The sequence below is a fragment of the Methylobacillus sp. MM3 genome, assembly GCF_001645185.1.
GTDB lineage: Bacteria > Pseudomonadota > Gammaproteobacteria > Burkholderiales > Methylophilaceae > MM2.
In genome coordinates this window covers 43,251-61,587 of sequence record NZ_LXTQ01000001.1, presented here as the reverse complement: position 1 = coordinate 61,587, position 18,337 = coordinate 43,251, and the positions used below count along the sequence as shown (strand labels likewise).

Annotated in this window: 14 protein-coding genes; 5 read left to right on the top strand and 9 right to left on the bottom strand. The window is 57.5% G+C overall.

Going from position 1 to position 18,337, the window contains the following annotated elements; all coding sequences use genetic code 11:
• Positions 1-44: 44 nt before the first annotated feature.
• The 4 genes from A7976_RS00285 to glgC form a co-directional block, all read right to left on the bottom strand.
• Positions 45-968, bottom strand: a complete 924-nt coding sequence (locus A7976_RS00285; protein WP_067105640.1) for an ROK family protein — start codon at positions 966-968, stop codon at positions 45-47.
• A gap of 2 nt (positions 969-970) precedes the next feature.
• Positions 971-2,983, bottom strand: a complete 2,013-nt coding sequence (locus A7976_RS00280) for an alpha-amylase/4-alpha-glucanotransferase domain-containing protein (RefSeq protein WP_067105638.1) — start codon at positions 2,981-2,983, stop codon at positions 971-973.
• 72 nt (positions 2,984-3,055) lie between these two features.
• Positions 3,056-4,819 (bottom strand): glycoside hydrolase family 57 protein, encoded by a 1,764-nt coding sequence (locus A7976_RS00275; protein WP_067105636.1) that lies wholly within the window; start codon positions 4,817-4,819, stop codon positions 3,056-3,058.
• Between the two features lie 71 nt (positions 4,820-4,890).
• Entirely contained in the window at positions 4,891-6,171 is a 1,281-nt protein-coding gene (gene glgC / locus A7976_RS00270) for a glucose-1-phosphate adenylyltransferase (RefSeq protein ID WP_067105635.1), read from the bottom strand.
• Between the two features lie 145 nt (positions 6,172-6,316).
• Between glgC and glgB the strand changes: the two genes are divergently transcribed.
• The 3 genes from glgB to A7976_RS00255 are packed head-to-tail and all read left to right on the top strand — an operon-like array spanning position 6,317 to position 10,612.
• Complete coding sequence (glgB, locus tag A7976_RS00265; RefSeq protein WP_067105633.1) at positions 6,317-8,491, top strand: 1,4-alpha-glucan branching protein GlgB; 2,175 nt, start codon at positions 6,317-6,319, stop codon at positions 8,489-8,491.
• A 28-nt stretch (positions 8,492-8,519) separates the two neighbouring features.
• The gene (gene pgi, locus A7976_RS00260) at positions 8,520-10,163 is read left to right on the top strand and encodes a glucose-6-phosphate isomerase (RefSeq protein WP_067105631.1); all 1,644 of its coding nucleotides are present in this window, start codon (positions 8,520-8,522) and stop codon (positions 10,161-10,163) included.
• A 23-nt stretch (positions 10,164-10,186) separates the two neighbouring features.
• Positions 10,187-10,612: an MEKHLA domain-containing protein gene (locus tag A7976_RS00255; RefSeq protein WP_240483749.1), complete on the top strand. Its 426-nt coding sequence runs from the start codon at positions 10,187-10,189 to the stop codon at positions 10,610-10,612.
• 29 nt (positions 10,613-10,641) lie between these two features.
• On the opposite strand, the gene pgl is transcribed toward A7976_RS00255, so the two are convergent.
• The 5 genes from pgl to A7976_RS00230 form a co-directional block, all read right to left on the bottom strand.
• Positions 10,642-11,349, bottom strand: a complete 708-nt coding sequence (pgl, locus tag A7976_RS00250) for a 6-phosphogluconolactonase (protein WP_067105627.1) — start codon at positions 11,347-11,349, stop codon at positions 10,642-10,644.
• A 97-nt stretch (positions 11,350-11,446) separates the two neighbouring features.
• Positions 11,447-12,370 carry a S49 family peptidase gene (locus tag A7976_RS00245; protein WP_067105625.1) on the bottom strand — a complete coding sequence of 308 codons (924 nt, stop codon included), beginning with the start codon at positions 12,368-12,370 and terminating at the stop codon, positions 11,447-11,449.
• 1 nt (position 12,371) lies between these two features.
• Complete coding sequence (locus A7976_RS00240; RefSeq protein ID WP_067107159.1) at positions 12,372-12,722, bottom strand: Rieske 2Fe-2S domain-containing protein; 351 nt, start codon at positions 12,720-12,722, stop codon at positions 12,372-12,374.
• The gene (locus tag A7976_RS00235) at positions 12,701-13,357 is read right to left on the bottom strand and encodes an HAD-IA family hydrolase (RefSeq protein WP_067105623.1); all 657 of its coding nucleotides are present in this window, start codon (positions 13,355-13,357) and stop codon (positions 12,701-12,703) included. Before A7976_RS00235 ends, A7976_RS00240 begins: the two co-directional genes overlap by 22 nt.
• Positions 13,341-14,306: an RluA family pseudouridine synthase gene (locus tag A7976_RS00230; RefSeq protein ID WP_067105621.1), complete on the bottom strand. Its 966-nt coding sequence runs from the start codon at positions 14,304-14,306 to the stop codon at positions 13,341-13,343. The genes A7976_RS00235 and A7976_RS00230 overlap by 17 nt, the downstream gene beginning before the upstream one ends.
• Before the next feature lie 511 nt (positions 14,307-14,817).
• On the opposite strand from A7976_RS00230, the gene A7976_RS00225 reads away from it, so the two are divergent.
• Together A7976_RS00225 and A7976_RS00220 are read left to right on the top strand one after the other, a co-directional pair.
• Positions 14,818-17,523 (top strand): Rne/Rng family ribonuclease, encoded by a 2,706-nt coding sequence (locus tag A7976_RS00225; protein WP_067105619.1) that lies wholly within the window; start codon positions 14,818-14,820, stop codon positions 17,521-17,523.
• Between the two features lie 209 nt (positions 17,524-17,732).
• Positions 17,733-18,314: a TetR/AcrR family transcriptional regulator gene (locus A7976_RS00220; RefSeq protein WP_067105616.1), complete on the top strand. Its 582-nt coding sequence runs from the start codon at positions 17,733-17,735 to the stop codon at positions 18,312-18,314.
• Positions 18,315-18,337: the final 23 nt, after the last annotated feature.

Sequence of the window (18,337 nt, the reverse complement as noted above, 5' to 3'; positions counted from 1 at the left end):
ATTAACTTAAGCAGCAGGAACGGCTTGCGTGCAGGAGAAGTAATTTATTCGGAGAGCTGGCTGACCGCCAGCATGGCGGCGCCTATGATGCCAGCCTGGTCTTCGCCGCGGCTGAGAGAGATTCGAATCTTGCCGCGCAATACGGGGATCAGGTCCATCTCCAGGCGGCGCTCGAATACTGCTTTCATATGCGGCCAGGCGTGGCTCATGCCGCCGCCGATGATGACGTTGGCAACATCGACTACCTTGAGTATGTGCGCCAGCGCCTGCGCCAGCTTGTCGCCGGCCAGATCGAAGGCCGCCAGTGCATGCGCATCCCCCGCCGCTGCCAATTGCGCGATGGCGAAGGCATCTTTGGCCGTGCCGGTCGCCTCCTGATAGCTTAGCGAAACGCCGCTGGCTGAGGAGTAGCGCTCCATGCAGCCGCGATTGCCGCAGCCGCACAAACGTCCACCCGGCTCGACGATGATATGGCCAACTTCCATTGCTACGCCGTGCTCACCCGGAAAAGGGTTGCCGCGATGAATCAACCCGCCACCGACGCCGGTTCCCAGACCCAGGTAGATCAGCCCAGGAATATCCAGCCCGGCCAGCGCGAACTCGCCGTAAGCGGCGGCCAGCGCATCGTTTTCAACAATGACCGGCAAGCCAAGGCTGTTATGCAGCGGCGTCACCAGATCGATATCGCGCAGCCCCGGCAAGTTGGGGGATTGGGAAATGCAACCGGAATCCGGATCGATAAAACCGGGGAAACCAATACCGATGCCCGCCACCTCCGGAAACTTGCGCACAGTGGCGCCCAGGGACTCGATCAATGCAGCATGAATGGCCGGCAGCGCCACTTCGGGCGGATTGTCGCGGCACAAACGCGAGAAATCGGCATGGATGCGCTGCTCGTCGATGACCTTGAGCCCATCGACCACGCCGATGCGCAGGTTGGTGCCGCCGACATCGACCCCGATTAACATTTTTACAGGACCTCCAACTGGATATCGACGCCCTTTTCGATGGTATTCATGTGCCAGGTCAGTTCCAGCGTCACGGCCTGCATGATTTTCTCGAAACCGGCCTCCGATTGCGAGACGCTGAAGTGCGGCCGGGTATTCAACAGGCACGGGACGCTGCAACTCAAGCCAACCGCGCCGCCGAGCACTTCGTCCTCCAGCAGCAACTCTTTCATGGAGGCCAGGCGCAGCGGCTGGGCGAAACCGCCGGGAATGTCCTGACCGATGCGGAAACGTCCGGCGGGACCGTCACAGCTCGGCATCGCCAGGTTGATCTCGACACGAAAGATGCCGCTATGCACTTTCGCGAAACGATAGGCTACTTGCAGGCTGCTGCCCTTGAGCGCGATTTTCTTGGTGACCTCGCCATGTCCGAGGCTACCGGAGAATCCGGCCAGGGCCGTCTTGCCGGCCTTGGGCGCCTCATAAACCACCGGCAGGCTGATCGCGCCGTCACGTTCCGCCCAACTGTCGCGGAACAAGGTCAGGCCGTTGTCGTCCGTCGCCAGGTCTTCCGGGAAAATCTCGTGCTTGAAACCCATGCGCTCGTGCGGATTAGCAATGCCTTCCCCGCGATAATCATGTCCTCGATCGGCATGCACCTTGCGGTGGTAGTGCTCGGTCTGACGCGCCAGCGTATCGCCGAAGTTGTGCGCCAGCTTATAGGCATCGAACTCGCAGACCGAGGCCGAACCGTCCAGCCGGATCACGGCCTGCAATGCGCCATTCTGCAGGAAGAGCTCGTCGCTGCCGTCGAGATCGAGGTCTTCCTGGCTGCGTTCGGGCCTCGGTGCGACCTTGTCCAGCATCGCTTCCAGTCGCACCATTGCGTTGTAGATCGCACGCCGCAAATGCGGCAGGTACAGGCCGCCGAACAGGCCGTGCCAATAGGCATCGTTGGCCTGCGCCTCATACAGTTCGTGCAGCATTTCCGGGGTCTTGTTCTTTTCGGGCAAGGCATGGAATCGCGCCGATAAAGCCAGCATGCGCTTGTGCATCCAGTTGGATTCCGGAAAGCGCATGAAGAAATTGCGCCAGATACCGCCGCGCACGAAAGGCTTGGTGGTCTCGTAACGGTCGCTATGCTTTTCCTGCTCGACCAGATCGGCGTAGTGATGCGCCGCCGGAACCGGCAATGTCCATTCGTTCATTTCGATGTAGGAAGTCGTCGGCAGATAAACCACGCCGCGCGTCCTGGCCATGGCATGGTAGTCGCTGTAACGCATCGGCTGGATGATGTCCGAATTCAACACGCCTTCGATGAAATCCCTGAGCCAACCGCGCTCGTATACCCAGGCATAGGTTTCCGGCCAGATGCCGAACTTTTCGATATCGTCGAAATAGACGGCTGCGGCCTGCCCGCTCTCGTCCGCCATGCTTTCGAGATAACTGACGACTTCATCCGCCGGAGAAAACGGCAAGCGGTAGCGCAACGCTTCGGAGATCGGGAACAGGTCAAGCTTGCGGCCGTCTTCCTCGGTGGTGAAATAGCCGTTCAACGCAGACTGCTCCTTGCCGGCACAAAGGAAGTGATAATCGTCCACCGTCACGTAACCGATGTCGGCATCGCCCAGCGATGGCACAACGGAAGATTCCCACACGCGCTCGGTCAGCCATGCGCCGCGCGGGCGCTGACCCAGTTTTTTATGCAGATAATCGGATAACTTTGCGATCTGCCCCACGCGATCGACGGAAGGAATCGCGGCCAGCACCGGCTCGGTGTAGCCCGCGCCGAATAATTCGACCTGGCCGCGCTTGACCATGTCCTTCAGCAATTGCATGTCCTGCGGATAGTGCTGGAGCATGTAATCAAGCAGCCATCCGCTGAGATGAATAGCAAAATGGAAATCGGGATAGCGGTGCAAAACCTGCAAAAATGGCCCATAGCACCGAACATGGGCATCATCCAATACATGCGTGAAATTGCCGACAGGCTGATGTGCATGTACTCCAAGCAGCAATGCGACTTTTCTGGCCATTTGACTGATCCTTCGTTTTTATTGATCTAACTGCTTATATTGATCCTGCTACCGCATTCCTGCGTTCCCGCTTTATTCTTCCTTGCCGCGCCGCATCGCCCCTCCAGCTTCAGGATCGCCGCCGCCTACGCTGATCACCGTGTCCAGCACCTTAGGCACAGGCAATTTGAGCAAGTGATAAAGATTGGTCAGATTGCGCCGGTAAAGGCGGTCAAAACTGGCAACGCTATGCGCCGAGTTGTAATCGCCGAACCACCAGAACCAGTCTGAGCCTTCGCAGTCCGCCAGCTGCATTTCGGCCTTGGCACGTTCCTCATCCGTAAGCTTTTTGCCTGCCATCGCGAGGTCATAGTTTTTCTTGGCCTCGCACAACAGATCCCATCCGCGGTTCTTGTCGGGAGAGCCTATCCAGGTGCTGAATGTGCCGTACACCCAGCTACCGGCAATGACGCAAGGCAGCGGTTCGACCGATATATGGGCGTTTTTGAAAATACCGTTTTTCGGAGCGGCTTTGCTTGCAACGAGCTTATTGCAGAAACCGGTAACTTCGCCGGGAGTCACCAACTCGATATAAGGATGTGCGGCCAGATCGGCATAAAGTTGCGACAGGAAGTAATAGGCATTGTAGGGATAGTATTCCCAGGCATTCTCGCCATCCAGGATCACGCTGACCACTGGAGATGTCGCAGAGTCGGCGTTACGCCGGATTTGCTCCAGTTCATGCACGAAATCCTTCACCGCCGCTTCACCGTGCCATTTGGAGTATTCAAAACCAATCTTGTCGGAAAGCACATCGTCGCGGAAAAAACAGGTGATTTGATGCGTTCCGTCAGAGAGAAGATAGGGTTTGTAGAGATATTGACTGCGATCCGGCAAGGCATCCCCATAAGCGCGGTAGAGGCTGTTGCCTAGAACGCACTCTCCTGTTGCGGCCCATTTGACGTCTTTTTCCGCCAACAGCATCAATGCCGCCTGCGAGACGCCCCCCTCCGCCGGCCACATGCCGACCGGATCGTGCCCGAAGCGGCGCCGATGGCTCTCGATGGCGGCATCGATATGCGCCTTCGCACGCGTCAAACCTCCGTGATAATGTTCGCTTTCCGGCAGAGTGACGTCGGGCATGCTGTCGCGCGCACTATTGAAATCGAGCAGCAAAGGCAGAATGGGGTGGCAATTCGGCGTGCTGGAAATCTCGATTTGCCCACGCTCGGCCAGCGCCCGATAACGCGGGATGATGTCGCTGATCAGTTCGCCTATCAACGCAAAGAACTCCTGGCGCTCCTGGGTGGTGAACAAGGAGCCCTTGGCCATCAGGTTGATGACGAATTCGCTCTCCCGACGCACGCTTTCACCGGTCCAGGCCAAGTGGTACCACATCAGCAGATCCCACATGTACTGATCGGAAAGATATTCGTATGCGTCCTCGCCGCGCGCTTCCTGCATCTTGAACATGTCGTACAGATGCAGGTAAGGCGGGAATGGCGCGATCAGCTTGGTGTGATTGCTCTTGAAACAACTCTCGATGACAAGCTGGCGCTGCTCCAGCGTCAGCGGCACACCCTCTTCAATCAGGAACAAACCCAGCAACGGGTCGCGAATATTGTTCTCGGCAAACTGACGCGTGTAATCCTCCAACTGATCCAGCAAAACCGGCACGAAATTGAAACTGGCCTTGGCTTTCGGGTTCTGCTCCAGGTGATAGGCCATATCGGTGTAATCCTTGATGGCATGGAGGTAGGTCCAGGGCAGGATGAACTCGCCGGTGAGATAATCCCGATAATCCGGCTGATGCATGTGCCAATAGAGGTTCAGGTACAGTTTGCGTTGTTGGGGCATGATTTCACACTGAACGAGCTAAAGGGGCTGCCTCACGAAGAGGCAACCCGGAAAAAGAAAACCAGGAAGTACTATCTTGCCTGGTGCAGGCTATGGCCGAGCATATCCGGCGTAACGAGAACGATGCCTTTCTCGGAGACATGGAAGCGCTTGCGGTCTTCATCGTGATTCACGCCGATCTGCATGCCCTCGGGGATACGCACGCCCTTATCAATGACAACTTTCTTCAGCACGACGTTCCGGCCGATTTCGACATTCGGCAGAATGATCGAATCTTCAATATTCGCATAACTGTGCACGTACACGTCCGAGAACAATATCGACCGGCTCACGCAGGCGCCGCTGATGATGCAGCCGCCAGACACCAGGGAATCCACCGCCTTGCCGCGTCTGTCGTCGCTGTCGAACACGAACTTTGCCGGCGGCAGCTGCGCCTGGTAGGTCCAGATCGGCCAAGTGGAATCGTACATGTTCAGTTCCGGCGTTACCTTGGTCAGCTCCATGTTGGCTTCCCAATAGGCATCCACCGTCCCCACGTCACGCCAGTAATGCTTGCCTTCGCTGCTGTTGACGCAACTGTCGGCGAAGCGATGCGCATAGACGCGGTACTTGCTGATCATGTGCGGAATGATGTCGTGACCGAAATCGTGCGAGGAATTCGGATCATCCGCGTCGCGTATCAACTGCTCGTACAGGAATGCCGAATTGAAAACGTAGATCCCCATGCTCGCCAATGCTTGTGACGGATCGCCGGGAAGGTGGTCCGGCGTCTTGGATTTTTCGATGAAGCGAATCACACGGTCCTGCTCGTCCACGCCCATCACGCCGAACGCGACGGCTTCTTCGATGGGCACATTGAGGCAGGCCACCGTCATGTCGGCCTTGTTGCGCACGTGCGCGGCCAGCATCTGGCCATAGTCCATCTTGTAGATGTGATCTCCGGCAAGAATCAGCACATATTCCGAACCCATGTTGCGCAGAATGTCCAGATTCTGGAACACCGCGTCGGCAGTGCCCTTGTACCATTCCTCTTCAACACGTTGCTGTGCGGGCAGCAACTCGACGAATTCGTTGAATTCGCCACGCAGGAAACCCCAGCCGCGCTGGATGTGCTGGATCAGGCTGTGCGCCTTGTATTGCGTGACGACGCCGATGCGGCGAATGCCGGAATTGATACAGTTGGAGAGCGGAAAATCGATAATGCGGAACTTGCCGCCGAAGGGCACCGCCGGCTTGGCGCGCCAATTGGTAAGATCCTTTAACCGCGAGCCCCTCCCACCGGCAAGAATGAGTGCAATGGTATTTTTTGTCAGCGCGCTAACGAAACGGGAAGATGATAAATCCTGCTGCATTTTTGCCTCTCCTGATTTATAGTTGGGCATGAAAGCCTCTCGTAGATGTGGCTTGGCGCCTGTGTCTAGGCTGAAAGTGATTCCATTATAGACACTGTTTTCGCCTCCGATCCAGCTTATTTCCTTTCACATTGAAGTGAATCTCATGGCACAAAAGAACGATCCGCAATTAACTCTGATTCTTGAAGCGCGCCATCACAATCCTTTTGCATGGCTGGGCCTGCAAGGCGCGTCCGATCAGCCTATACACCGCACATTCCTGCCTCACGCCAACCGCGTCTGGATCAAGGCCGCCAGCGGCTGGGAAGAGTTGAAACGCTCAAATGGTACCGGCCTGTTTGTCTGGAAAGGCCAGGAACAACCGTCGACACCATGCCTGTTGCGCATCGAACAGGATGGCCATACGTTCGAACGGCACGATCCCTATACCCTGCCCACCCTGATCTCATCCCATGATCTCCACCTCTTCAGCGAAGGGCGACTGCTGCAAGCCTATCGGATGCTGGGTGCGCATATCACCGAGAATCAAGGCGTTCCCGGCGTTCAATTCGCCCTATGGGCGCCGAATGCCGAGCGCGTCAGCGTCATTGGCGAATTCAATCGCTGGGATGGCCGCGTACATCCCATGCGCGCGCATGGCTCCAGCGGCGTATGGGATATATTCATTCCCGGGTTGACTGCCGGCGACCTCTACAAGTTCGAAATCCGCAATCGCCATACGGGTCATATCCTGGTTAAAACCGACCCTTACGGCGCCGCATTCGAAATGCGGCCAGGCACCGCTGCGCGCGTTACGGATCGGACTTCATATAGCTGGAACGACAACGGCTGGCTTGAGAAACGGGGCTCCGCAAACTGGCTGAACGACCCGATGAACGTCTACGAAGTGCATCTCGGTTCGTGGAAACGCGGCCCTGGAAATCGCTACCTGAATTACCGCGAACTGGCCGAACAACTGGTGCCCTACGTCAAGGAGCTCGGTTATACCCACATCGAGCTGATGCCGATCAGCGAACATCCGTTGGATGAATCCTGGGGTTACCAGACCACCGGATATTTCGGCGTCACCAGCCGTTTCGGCGCGCCGGACGATTTCCGCGCATTTGTGGATGCGTGCCACGAATCCGGCATCGGCGTACTGCTCGACTGGGTGCCTGCCCACTTTCCCAAGGATAGTTGGGCACTGGCACGTTTCGACGGCACGGCCTTGTATGAACACGAGGATCCGCGCCTGGGCGAACATCAGGACTGGGGTACGCTGATTTTCAATTACGGCCGCAACGAAGTGCGCAACTTCCTGCTCGCCAATGCGCATTACTGGCTGAGCGAGTTCCATATCGACGGCCTGCGCGTCGATGCCGTCGCCTCCATGCTCTATCTCGATTACTCCCGCAAGCATGACGAATGGCTGCCCAACAAATATGGCGGCCGCGAGAATCTGGAAGCCATCGACTTCCTGAAGGAACTCAATGTGATGGTGCACGAGGAGTTTCCGGGCGCTTTGACCATCGCCGAAGAATCCACCGCCTGGCCCATGATTTCCCGCCCGGTATACCTCGGCGGGCTGGGCTTCTCGATGAAATGGAATATGGGCTGGATGAACGACACGCTGGCTTACTTCCAGCAGGACCCGGTGCACCGCCGCTACCATCATAACCAGCTCACCTTCGGCCAGCTTTATGCCTACACCGAAAATTTCGTGTTGCCGTTCTCGCATGACGAAGTCGTGCATGGCAAACGTTCGCTGCTGGACAAGATGCCGGGCGATGCCTGGCAAAAGTTCGCCAACCTGCGCCTGTTGCTGACCTATCAAATGAGCTACCCAGGCAAGAAGCTCAACTTCATGGGCAACGAAATTGCCCAGGGCGTGGAGTGGCGCGCCACATCGAGTATCGATTGGCATTTGCTGGAAATCGGCTGGCACAAGGGCGTGCAAACCCTGATGGGCGACCTTGGCAAGCTATACGCCGGCACCCCGGCCCTGCACGAGCTGGATTTCTCGCCCGAAGGCTTCGCCTGGATCGATTGCCATGACGCCGATCAGTCGATCATGAGCTACCTGCGCCGCTCGGCCGGAGGGGAATATGCCGTCGTGCTGCTCAATTTCACGCCGGTTCCACGCCAGGGATATCGCATCGGCGTGCCCGAACCCGGGTATTATCGTGAACTGCTGAACAGCGATGCCGTCTGTTACGGCGGCGGCAACATGGGTAACGGAGCCGGCCTTCATACCGAAGCAGTGAGCTGGATGGGCTATACGCACTCACTAGTCGTCACCCTGCCGCCACTCGCGGGTATAATTCTGAAACGCGAAATTTAAAATCAAGTAAAAACACAATCTCAACATCATGTCCCGATTGACCGAATCAGCCACTTGGCAGCAACTGGTTGCGCATCAGCGCAGCGTTGCGCCCCTACACATGCGCGACATGTTCGCCGCAGACCCAGCACGATTCGAAAAATTTTCCATAAAATACAACGACATCCTGCTGGATTTCTCCAAGAACCGCATCACCGACGATACGCTCCCCTTGCTGTTCAAACTTGCCCGCGAGTGTCGCGTCGAAGAGTGGCGCGACCGTATGTTCAGCGGCGAGAAAATCAATATCACCGAAAACCGCGCCGTACTGCACACCGCATTGCGAAACCGCTGCGACCGACCGATCTTCGTTGACGGCCAGGACGTCATGCCGGCTGTCAACCGCGTGCTGGAGCAGATACGCGACTTCACCGAACGCGTCCGCCACGGCGTCTGGCGCGGCTTTACCGGCAAGCCCATTACCGACGTCGTCAATATCGGCATCGGTGGCTCCGACCTCGGCCCGTTCATGGTGTGCTCCGCACTCAAGTCCTATAGCCGTTCCGACCTGCGCGCGCATTTCGTTTCCAATATCGACGGCGCCCATCTCGGCATGACATTGCAGAAATGCAACCCCGAAACCACGCTGTTCGTCGTCGCGTCCAAAACCTTCACCACGCAGGAAACACTGACCAACGCCCATTCGGCACGTGCATGGTTCCTGGAGGCCGCCAAGGATCAAGCCCACATCGCCCGTCATTTCGTGGCAATTTCGACCAATTCCCTTGAAGTTGCGAAATTCGGCATCGATCCGGCCAATATGTTCGAATTCTGGGACTGGGTCGGCGGCCGCTACTCGCTGTGGTCGGCGATCGGCCTGTCGATTGCATTGCATATCGGCATGGATAACTTTGAAGCGCTAATGCAGGGCGCATTCGAAATGGACGAGCATTTCCGCTCCGCGCCGCTGGAAAAGAACCTGCCCGTCATGCTTGGCTTGATAGGCATCTGGTACAACAATTTCTTCGGTGCACAGACGCAAGCGCTACTGCCTTACGACCAATCCATGGCACGCTTCCCGGCTTATTTCCAGCAGGGCGACATGGAAAGCAACGGCAAATTCGTGGATCGCGACGGTAAACGCGTTGACTATGACACCGGCCCCATCATCTGGGGCGAGCCGGGAACCAACGGCCAGCACGCGTTCTATCAGCTGATACACCAAGGCACGCGCCTCGTCCCATGCGACTTCATCATGCCGATGAAAACGCATTACCCGATGGGCGATCACCACAAGATCCTGTTCTCGAATTTCTTCGCGCAAACCAAGGCGCTCATGCTCGGCAAAACCGAAGCCGAAGCCCGTACAGAACTTGAAGCCGCCGGCCTGAACGGCGACGCCCTTGAGAAGCTCTTGCCGCACAAGGTGTTCGAAGGCAACCATCCGACAAACTCCATCCTGTTCCGCAAGCTCGATCCCAAGACGCTAGGCGCACTGATTGCGCTGTATGAACACAAGATTTTTGTACAAGGCATCATCTGGAATATCAATTCGTTCGATCAGTGGGGCGTGGAGCTCGGCAAGCAGTTGGCGAACAGCATTCTGCCGGAGTTGTCCGACGCCAAGCCCGTGAACGGCCATGACGCCTCCACCAACGGCCTGATCAACTATTACAAAACTTCCTGCTTCTGAACGAGAAAGACCTGATCCGCCATGTGCGGATTCTCGGCAACAGCTATCGCCACTGGACCGGGCGCCACCTGCTCGATCCGGCGGTCGATGGCGAGGAAGCTGTCACCGCACTGAATCAAGCCCCTTACGCCGTCGTTTCGCACGGCACCGAAGCCGACCCCATCTTCAATTACGCTAATTGCACGGCATTACAGCTTTTTGAAATGACATGGGCGGACTTCACTGCCCTGCCCTCGCGTCTTTCCGCGGAGCCTCTGGTGCAGGAAGAACGCGACCGATTGTTGTTGCGTGTCAGCACGCAAGGTTACATAGACGATTACAGCGGAGTCAGGATTTCCAGTACCGGAAAACGCTTCCTGATCCGCAATGCAACGGTGTGGAATTTGCTGGATGAAATGGGGCAGCCTTACGGTCAGGCTGCCTTGTTGCGGGAATGGCAGAAGATTTAAATCCTGCTTCGGCAAATGCCTGAAAGATCTTAGTTGCTTTCCACGGTAGCCGGGTCGGCCGCCGCGTCCATATAGACCTCCACGCCGGTCATTGGGCAGATCGCCGCGACAGGCATATCACTGCCGTCACGCCATAAAGTCACGGCTTCACGCTTGCCGGCACCAGTTACAAAGAAAATCACCTGACGCGCATTGGAAAGCCGGGATGCGGAAAGCGAAACGCGGTCGGAAGGCGGCTTAGGCGCGTTTCTGACAGGAATGACCGGCGCAAAATCCGCCGACTCCCACGCAAGGCCCGGGAACAGGCTGGCGGTATGTGCATCTTCGCCCATGCCCAACAGTACCAGATCGAATTCGCCGACGCCGTCCAGTGTCTTGCAATAGGACGCTGCCGCATCATCCGGCCCCAATTCGGCTGGCATCGCATGAATCTGGTTGCGCGGAATCGGCACGTGCTTGAGCAGACTCTCGTTCGCCATAAAACTATTGCGATCGGCATGATCCGACGGCAGGCAACGCTCGTCGCCGAAATACACATGCCACTTCGACCAGTCGGTCGTTGCATCGCGCAGCATTTGATAAATCCCATGCGGTGTGGAGCCGCCCGCCAGCACGATAGTGAAACGTCCATGTGCTGAAATCGCCGCATTGGCATTAGCGAGCACGGCATTGAAAGCCGCTTGTTTCAGTTCGGTGGTATCTGCGAAAACTCGCCAGTGGATTTGCTGCACCTGCATAGAAAACCTTATGTCGAAACGGCCCGAAAAGCCTTGAGGATTAACAGTCTTATCCAAGATGCAGGGCTCGGAGCGAGCCCCGCCCAGTCAGACAGTCTTAATGCAATTTGATTGCGGAACTGCTCAGCGTGCTCGCAATCGACGCACCGAAACGCTTGGCAAAACGGTCGGCCAGGCCTTCGCGTGTCGTGAAATCAACGATGTTTTCTTCCTTGATGACTTCACGCGCAACATAATCCGAGCCGCCCAGGCCATCCGCAAGTCCCAGTTCGATGCTCTTGGCGCCGCTCCAGAAAAGTCCGCTGAACATGTCCGGCGTTTCCTTGAGGCGCTTGCCGCGTCCTTCGCGCACCACCTGGATAAACTGCTGGTGAATTTCATCCAGCATGCTCTTGGCAAAGGCGACGTGCTGCGGGTTGACCGGAGAGAACGGATCGAGCAAGGCCTTGTTCTCACCCGCCGTCAGTACACGCCGTTCGACACCGAGCTTATCCATCGTGCCGGTAAAGCCGAAACCGTCCATGATGACGCCAATGGAACCCACGATACTCGCCTTGTCGACATAAATCCTTTCGGCGGCAACCGCTATGTAATAACCGCCTGAAGCACATACGTCCTCGACCACGGCATAAATCGGGATGTTGGGATGCAGGTTACGCTGACGCTTGATCTCATCATTGATGATACCAGCCTGCACCGGGCTGCCGCCCGGACTATTGATGCGAAGAATGATGCCTTTAGTATTTTGGTCATCGTAGGCCGTTTGCAGGCTGGAAATGGTGTCGTCAGCCGTCACCTCTCCTTCTGCGCCGATTTCGCCGTAGATATCGATCAGCGCGGTGTGCGAGCCAATCGCCTTGCTCGGGCCTATCCAGTCGAGCGCGATAAACAGCAGCGCGAACAGATAAACAAAAGTCAGCGTCTTGAAGAAAATTCCCCAGTGCCTGCTGCGTCGCTGCTCTTGCATGGAAGCAAAAGCCAGCTTTTCAATGGTATGACGTTCCCAGTTTTGATCACTCATGTCAGTTTTCCAGAATCAGATAGATGTTTCCGTCGCGCTCTTCGATCGGCAAGGGCTGAAGCGAGCGGCCCTTGCATGGTCCCATCACACAGCGGCCCGTTAACGGTTCGTAATGAGCGCCATGTGTAGCGCAAATAACGTAATGGCCGGTAAGGTCGAAAAAATCGCCCTCCTGCCAGTCAAGCTCCACCGGCACATGCGCACATTGATTGATGAACGCATACGGCCTGCCGCCATATCGCACGACAAAACCCGAAGTACGTTCGCCCCGTTCGGGAATCGGGAAGCGTATACCCCGGCCTTTTTCCTGCAGCGCCTCGCTGGCGCAAATCAAGCGTTGATTATCAGCCATTGGTGAAGTTTAGTAAAACGGTCAAAATGGGCCAAGGGCGTATGTTCCAGCAGGTTTTCCAATGGCTGGGCACCATAGGAAACCGCCAGGCTGCTCACGCCTGCATTGCTTGCCATCTGCAAATCATAGGAGGTATCGCCTATCATCAGCGTACGCTCGGGCATGACGCCCAGTTCATCCATGATTTCATGCAGCATCTGCGGATGCGGTTTGGAAAAACATTCGTCCGCACAGCGACTGGCAAGAAAATGCGGATGCAATTCGGTAGTCGTCATCGCGCGGTCCAGTCCGCGGCGCGTCTTTCCGGTCGCGACTGACAACATGAAGCCTTCCTCCGCCAACTCCTCTATCGCCTCGGCAACACCTTCGAACATGGGAATGGCATGGTCGCGCACCAGGAAATGGTAGCGATATCGCTCTGCCACGAAACGCACCTGCTCTTCGGAAATACCTTCAAACAATGTAGCAATCGCGGCATGCAGTTCCAGGCCTATGATGCCGCGTGCTGCGGCCTCGGTCGGCAAAGGCAATCCGGCATCCTCGGCGGCCCCGAGTATGGATTCGACAATGGCGTGAGTGGAATCGACCAGGGTTCCATCCCAGTCGAACACGATCAGATCAAATTGCTTCGGCATGTGGTACAGTTTTACTCAAGTTTTTCAGGAAATTAGCGAGCTCTTTCGGCAACGGCGCCGTCAATTTCAATGACTCGCCGCTGACAGGATGGCGGATCACGGTCTCCGCCGAATGCAGGAACATGCGTTTCAGCCCGCGCTTGGCGAGTTCCTTGTTGAAAGCATAATCCCCGTATTTGTCATCGCCGGCAATGGGAAATCCGAGGTGCTGCAACTGCACGCGCAACTGGTGCGTGCGTCCGGTAATCAGCTCCGCTTCCAGCAACGTAAATTCGCCGAAGTTTTCGCGCAAATGGAAGATGGTCTCGGACGGCTGCCCGTCATCGTCCACGCTGACACGCCGCTCACCGCTTTCCAGCGTATATTTTTTCAGCGGCAGCTTCACCTTGCGCTTCTTGTCCTTCCAGACGCCGCAAACCAGCATCAGATACCGCTTCTCGATGGCATTGTTGCGAATGGCCTCGTGCAGGGCAACCAACGCACTGCGTTTTTTGGCAAGCAGCAAGACGCCGGAAGTCTCGCGATCCAGACGGTGCACCAACTCCAGAAATTTTGCTTGTGGCCGCTCCAGCCGGAACTGCTCGATGACGCCGCGGCTAATGCCGCTACCGCCGTGCACGGCCACGCCAGCTGGCTTATCGATTACCAATAACGCCTCATCCTCGAAAATCACGTGACCTTCGAATTTCGAAGTAGCCGGCGCATCCGGCTTCGGTGCCGGAGCTGCCGTCCGTACCGGTGGAATACGCACCATATCGCCGATCACGAGACGGCAGGTCGCATCGACGCGCTTGCTGTTCACGCGCACTTCTCCGCTCCTCAATATCCGGTAGATATGGCTTTTTGGAACTCCTTTCAGATGACGTGCGAGAAAGTTGTCGATGCGTTGTCCTTCGCCGCTTTCATCCACCGTGACTAGGCTCACGGCTGCTTTGCTTAAATCGTTCATCTCACCTATACTATGGGCTTGCTTTTTAAAAGCAAAAAGGATTTCTGGTTAATGCCGCTCACCATATGCCTCTCGTGAGGCAACAAGAAGCGGCTTTGGAAGTTTCTGAAGACATCCACCTTCTCCCTGTGCGGGATACGTTCGCACCAGCGACGAGCGGGAGGGCTGAATTCAGGTAAATAGCGCTCAAAGCTGCCGCGCACCGGATAGGCTCAAGTGCCGCGCGGCGGGAAACCGAATTTGACGGAATTGTAATCGAAAAGACTGTTTCACCGGACATAAAACCGCACCCGATACTCAAGTTTTACGTTAACTCATTAATTTAACGAACTGATTTTAAGTAAAATTCAACAGGGAATGATCTCTTTAACCCAAGAGAGCTTCTGGTCGTTGAGTTTGCGTGTGCAGCGCGGTTGCCCGGATTTTCGCCAGACGTCACTTCCTTTTCCCACCTGCCGCCTAACCGCGGCTTGCCCTGCACGCCCGCTGAAGAGCGCGGGAGAAGAACTAAATGAAACGCATGTTATTCAATGCGACGCAGGAAGAAGAACTGCGCGTCGCGATTGTCGATGGGCAAAAACTGATCGATCTCGACATCGAGCACGCCGGCAAGGAACAACGCAAGAGCAACATCTACAAGGGCGTCATCACCCGTATCGAGCCTTCGCTCGAAGCCTGTTTCGTCAATTACGGCACCGATCGCCATGGCTTCCTGCCGTTCAAGGAAGTCGCTCGCAGTTACTTTCAGGATGGCGCCGACGGCCGTGCCAGTATCAAGGAAGCGTTGCGCGAAGGCCAGGAACTGATCGTTCAGGTAGACAAGGACGAGCGCGGCAACAAGGGCGCGGCCCTCACCACCTTCATCAGCCTTGCAGGACGCTATCTGGTGCTGATGCCGAACAATCCGCGCGGCGGCGGTGTTTCTCGCCGCATTGAAGGTGAAGACCGCAACGAGCTGCGCGACCTGATCTCCCAACTCGAAGTTCCTTCCGGAATGAGTGTCATTGCCCGCACTGCCGGCATCGGCCGCAATCTCGAAGAACTGCAGTGGGACCTCAACTACCTGCTGCAATTGTGGACCGCTGTCGAAAGTGCCTCCACCATCCAGAAGGGCGCGTTCCTGATTTACCAGGAAGGCAGCCTAGTGATCCGCGCGATCCGCGACTACTTCCAGCCCGACATCGGCGAAATCCTGATCGATACGCCGGAAATCCACGAGCAGGCGCTGCAGTTCATGAACCACGTGATGCCGGCCAACGTGTCGCGCGTCAAACTGTATCGCGACGAGATTCCGCTGTTCTCGCGCTTTCAGATCGAACACCAGATCGAAACCGCGTTCGCACGTGAAGTGCGCCTGCCCTCCGGCGGCGCCATCGTCATCGACCACACCGAAGCGCTGGTTTCCATCGACGTCAACTCCGGCCGCTCCACCCGCGGCAGCGACATCGAGGAAACCGCATTCAAGACCAACCTCGAAGCGGCCGACGAAGCTGCACGCCAGCTGCGCCTGCGCGACTTGGGCGGCCTGGTGGTGATCGACTTCATCGACATGGAAAGCCAGCGCAATCAGCGCGAAGTGGAAAACCGCCTGCGCGACGCGCTGCATTACGACCGTGCCCGCGTTCAGACCGGCAAGATTTCCCGTTTCGGCCTGCTCGAACTGTCACGCCAGCGCCTGCGTCCGTCGCTGGGTGAAACCAACCACATCCCTTGCCCGCGCTGCCATGGCACCGGCCACATCCGCGGCATCGAATCCACCGCGCTGCACATCCTGCGCATCACGCAAGAAGAGGCGATGAAGGAAAACAGCGCTGTCATTCAGGTGCAATTGCCGGTCGAGGCCGCAACCTTCCTGCTCAATGAAAAACGCTCGGAAATTCACTCCATTGAGCAGCGCATGGGCGTCAAGGTCGTACTGATCCCCAACATTCACCTCGAAACGCCGAATTACAAGATCGTGCGCCTGCGCCACGATGACGTAAGCGATGAGAGCAAGGCGAGCTATGAATTGGTGGAACTGATCTCCGAGATCGAGGAAACCGGCACCGTGGCGCAGAAGCCCGAGCATGTGCGCCTGGAAGCAGCGGTCAAGGGCATCACCCCGTCCGCTCCCGCCCCCATCCATCGCGAACCCGAACCGGTTGTGACACCCAAGGCCTCGCTATTTGGCCGTATCCGCACATGGCTGAGCAGTATCAGCGCCAAGCCGGAAGAAGTTGCTGCGACGCCCGAGCCGCGTAAGCGCGAAGGCGGACGCCGTAACGAGCGCAACCGCAACGAGCGCACAGATCGCAATCGCGGCGAACGCGCCGAACGTGGTGATCGCGGCAGCCGTCCTGAACAGCAACGCAATCGCGGTGCCGAACAGCGGCAGGCTGAAGGTCGTCCGGAGCGTGCAGAACGCCCGGTGCGCCCGCAACAGGAAGCAAAGCCGGCAGCAGCCCCCAAGCCTGAGAAGGTCGAACGCGAACGCGCTCCGGCTCCGCAAGCCCCAGTCGCTGAGGGCGCCGTCGAGGGTGGCGAGCAAGCGCAACGCAGCCGCCGCCGCGGACGTGGCGGTCGCGACCGTCAACGCGACGGTGCGCCGCGCGAGGCACGCGAACGCAAGCCGTTGGATGCTACTGCCGAAGTGCCGGCTCTGGAAGAGCCGATTAGCGACGCGCCTATCCTGGTCGTCGATACCCCGGCGATCCAGACCGAAATGGAACTGACGCCAGCTCCTGCGAAAGTCGAACCTGCCGCGGAGGAAAAGGTGGAAGTTATCGCCGAAGCTCCGGCCGCAGAGACGGTGAGCGAAGCTCCGGAAGCAGCCGAAGAAGCTGCTGCACCCGCGAAACCGGAAAGAAAGCCGCGTGCACCGCGTCGCCGCAAGACCGAAGAAGCCGCCGCTCCCGAGGAGGCCGTACAAGCTGTTACAGAAGCTCCCGTTGCTACTGCGCCTGTCGAGGAAGCACCGGCTGTCGAGATTACGGAAGCTGCAGCCCCGGCCGCGGCGAAAACCAAGCCCGCACGTGCAGCTGCCCCAGCTCCCATCGTAGTGGCCGATATTGCAGCTAGCGGCCTGGAAATGGTCGAAACCAAGGCTGCGGCGGCGCCTGTTGCTGCCGTAGAAGAACCGGAAGTGCCCAAACGCAAATCCGGCCCGGCTCCGTGGCAAAAGAAGGCCGAAACACAGGCCGCCGAAGAGCCCTTGGTGATGGTGGAAACACAGAAGTAAACCGGAAGAGATTCCGAAATAAAAAGCCCCGCCTTGTGCGGGGCTTTTTATTTCACGATGACTCCAACACCGAGGTTCACTGGACTACGCCACAGGCTTAACACCATAAGGGCCGGCAAGAACCTCTCCCATATTATCCAATGTTCTTGACGCTGCCGAAGTCAGATCGTACATTATCAGGAACGATCATTCCAATTAAGTGAATTGCCATGCGAACCAAGGAATTTGAACCTGACGACATCGCCGATGCCGCCATGCGCGTGTTCTGGGCGCGTGGTTATGCCGCCACCTCGGTGCAGGATCTGGTCGAAGGCACTGGCCTGTCCCGCAGCAGCCTCTACAGCACCTTCGAGAACAAGCAAGGGCTCTACCAGCAGGCGCTGCGCCGCTATCAAGCCGTGACCACGGCCAACGTGGAACTGCTGGCGGGTCCTGGCGCCGTCAAGGATCTGATCCGGCAACTGCTGATGCGCATCGTGGAGGATGAACTGGGCGACCCGCAGCGGCGCGGCTGCCTCGTTGCCAACGCGACGCTGGAGCTCGCAGGCCGTGACGAAGCGGTCGCCGAACTAGTGGGCCACAACTTCCAGCGCCTGCAGAAGGCGCTGACGAAGCTGATCGCGCGGGGACAGCAATCAGGCGAGATAGCTGCCGAGAAGAATCCGCGTGCGCTGGCACGTTTCTTCGTCAGCACCATGCAGGGGATGCGGGTGCTGAGCAAAGGCAGCCCTGCCCCGCAGCGCCGCCAGTGCCTGCTGGACGTGATCGACGTGGCACTCGGTACGCTATAGCGACAGACCCGGCCACCACGCGC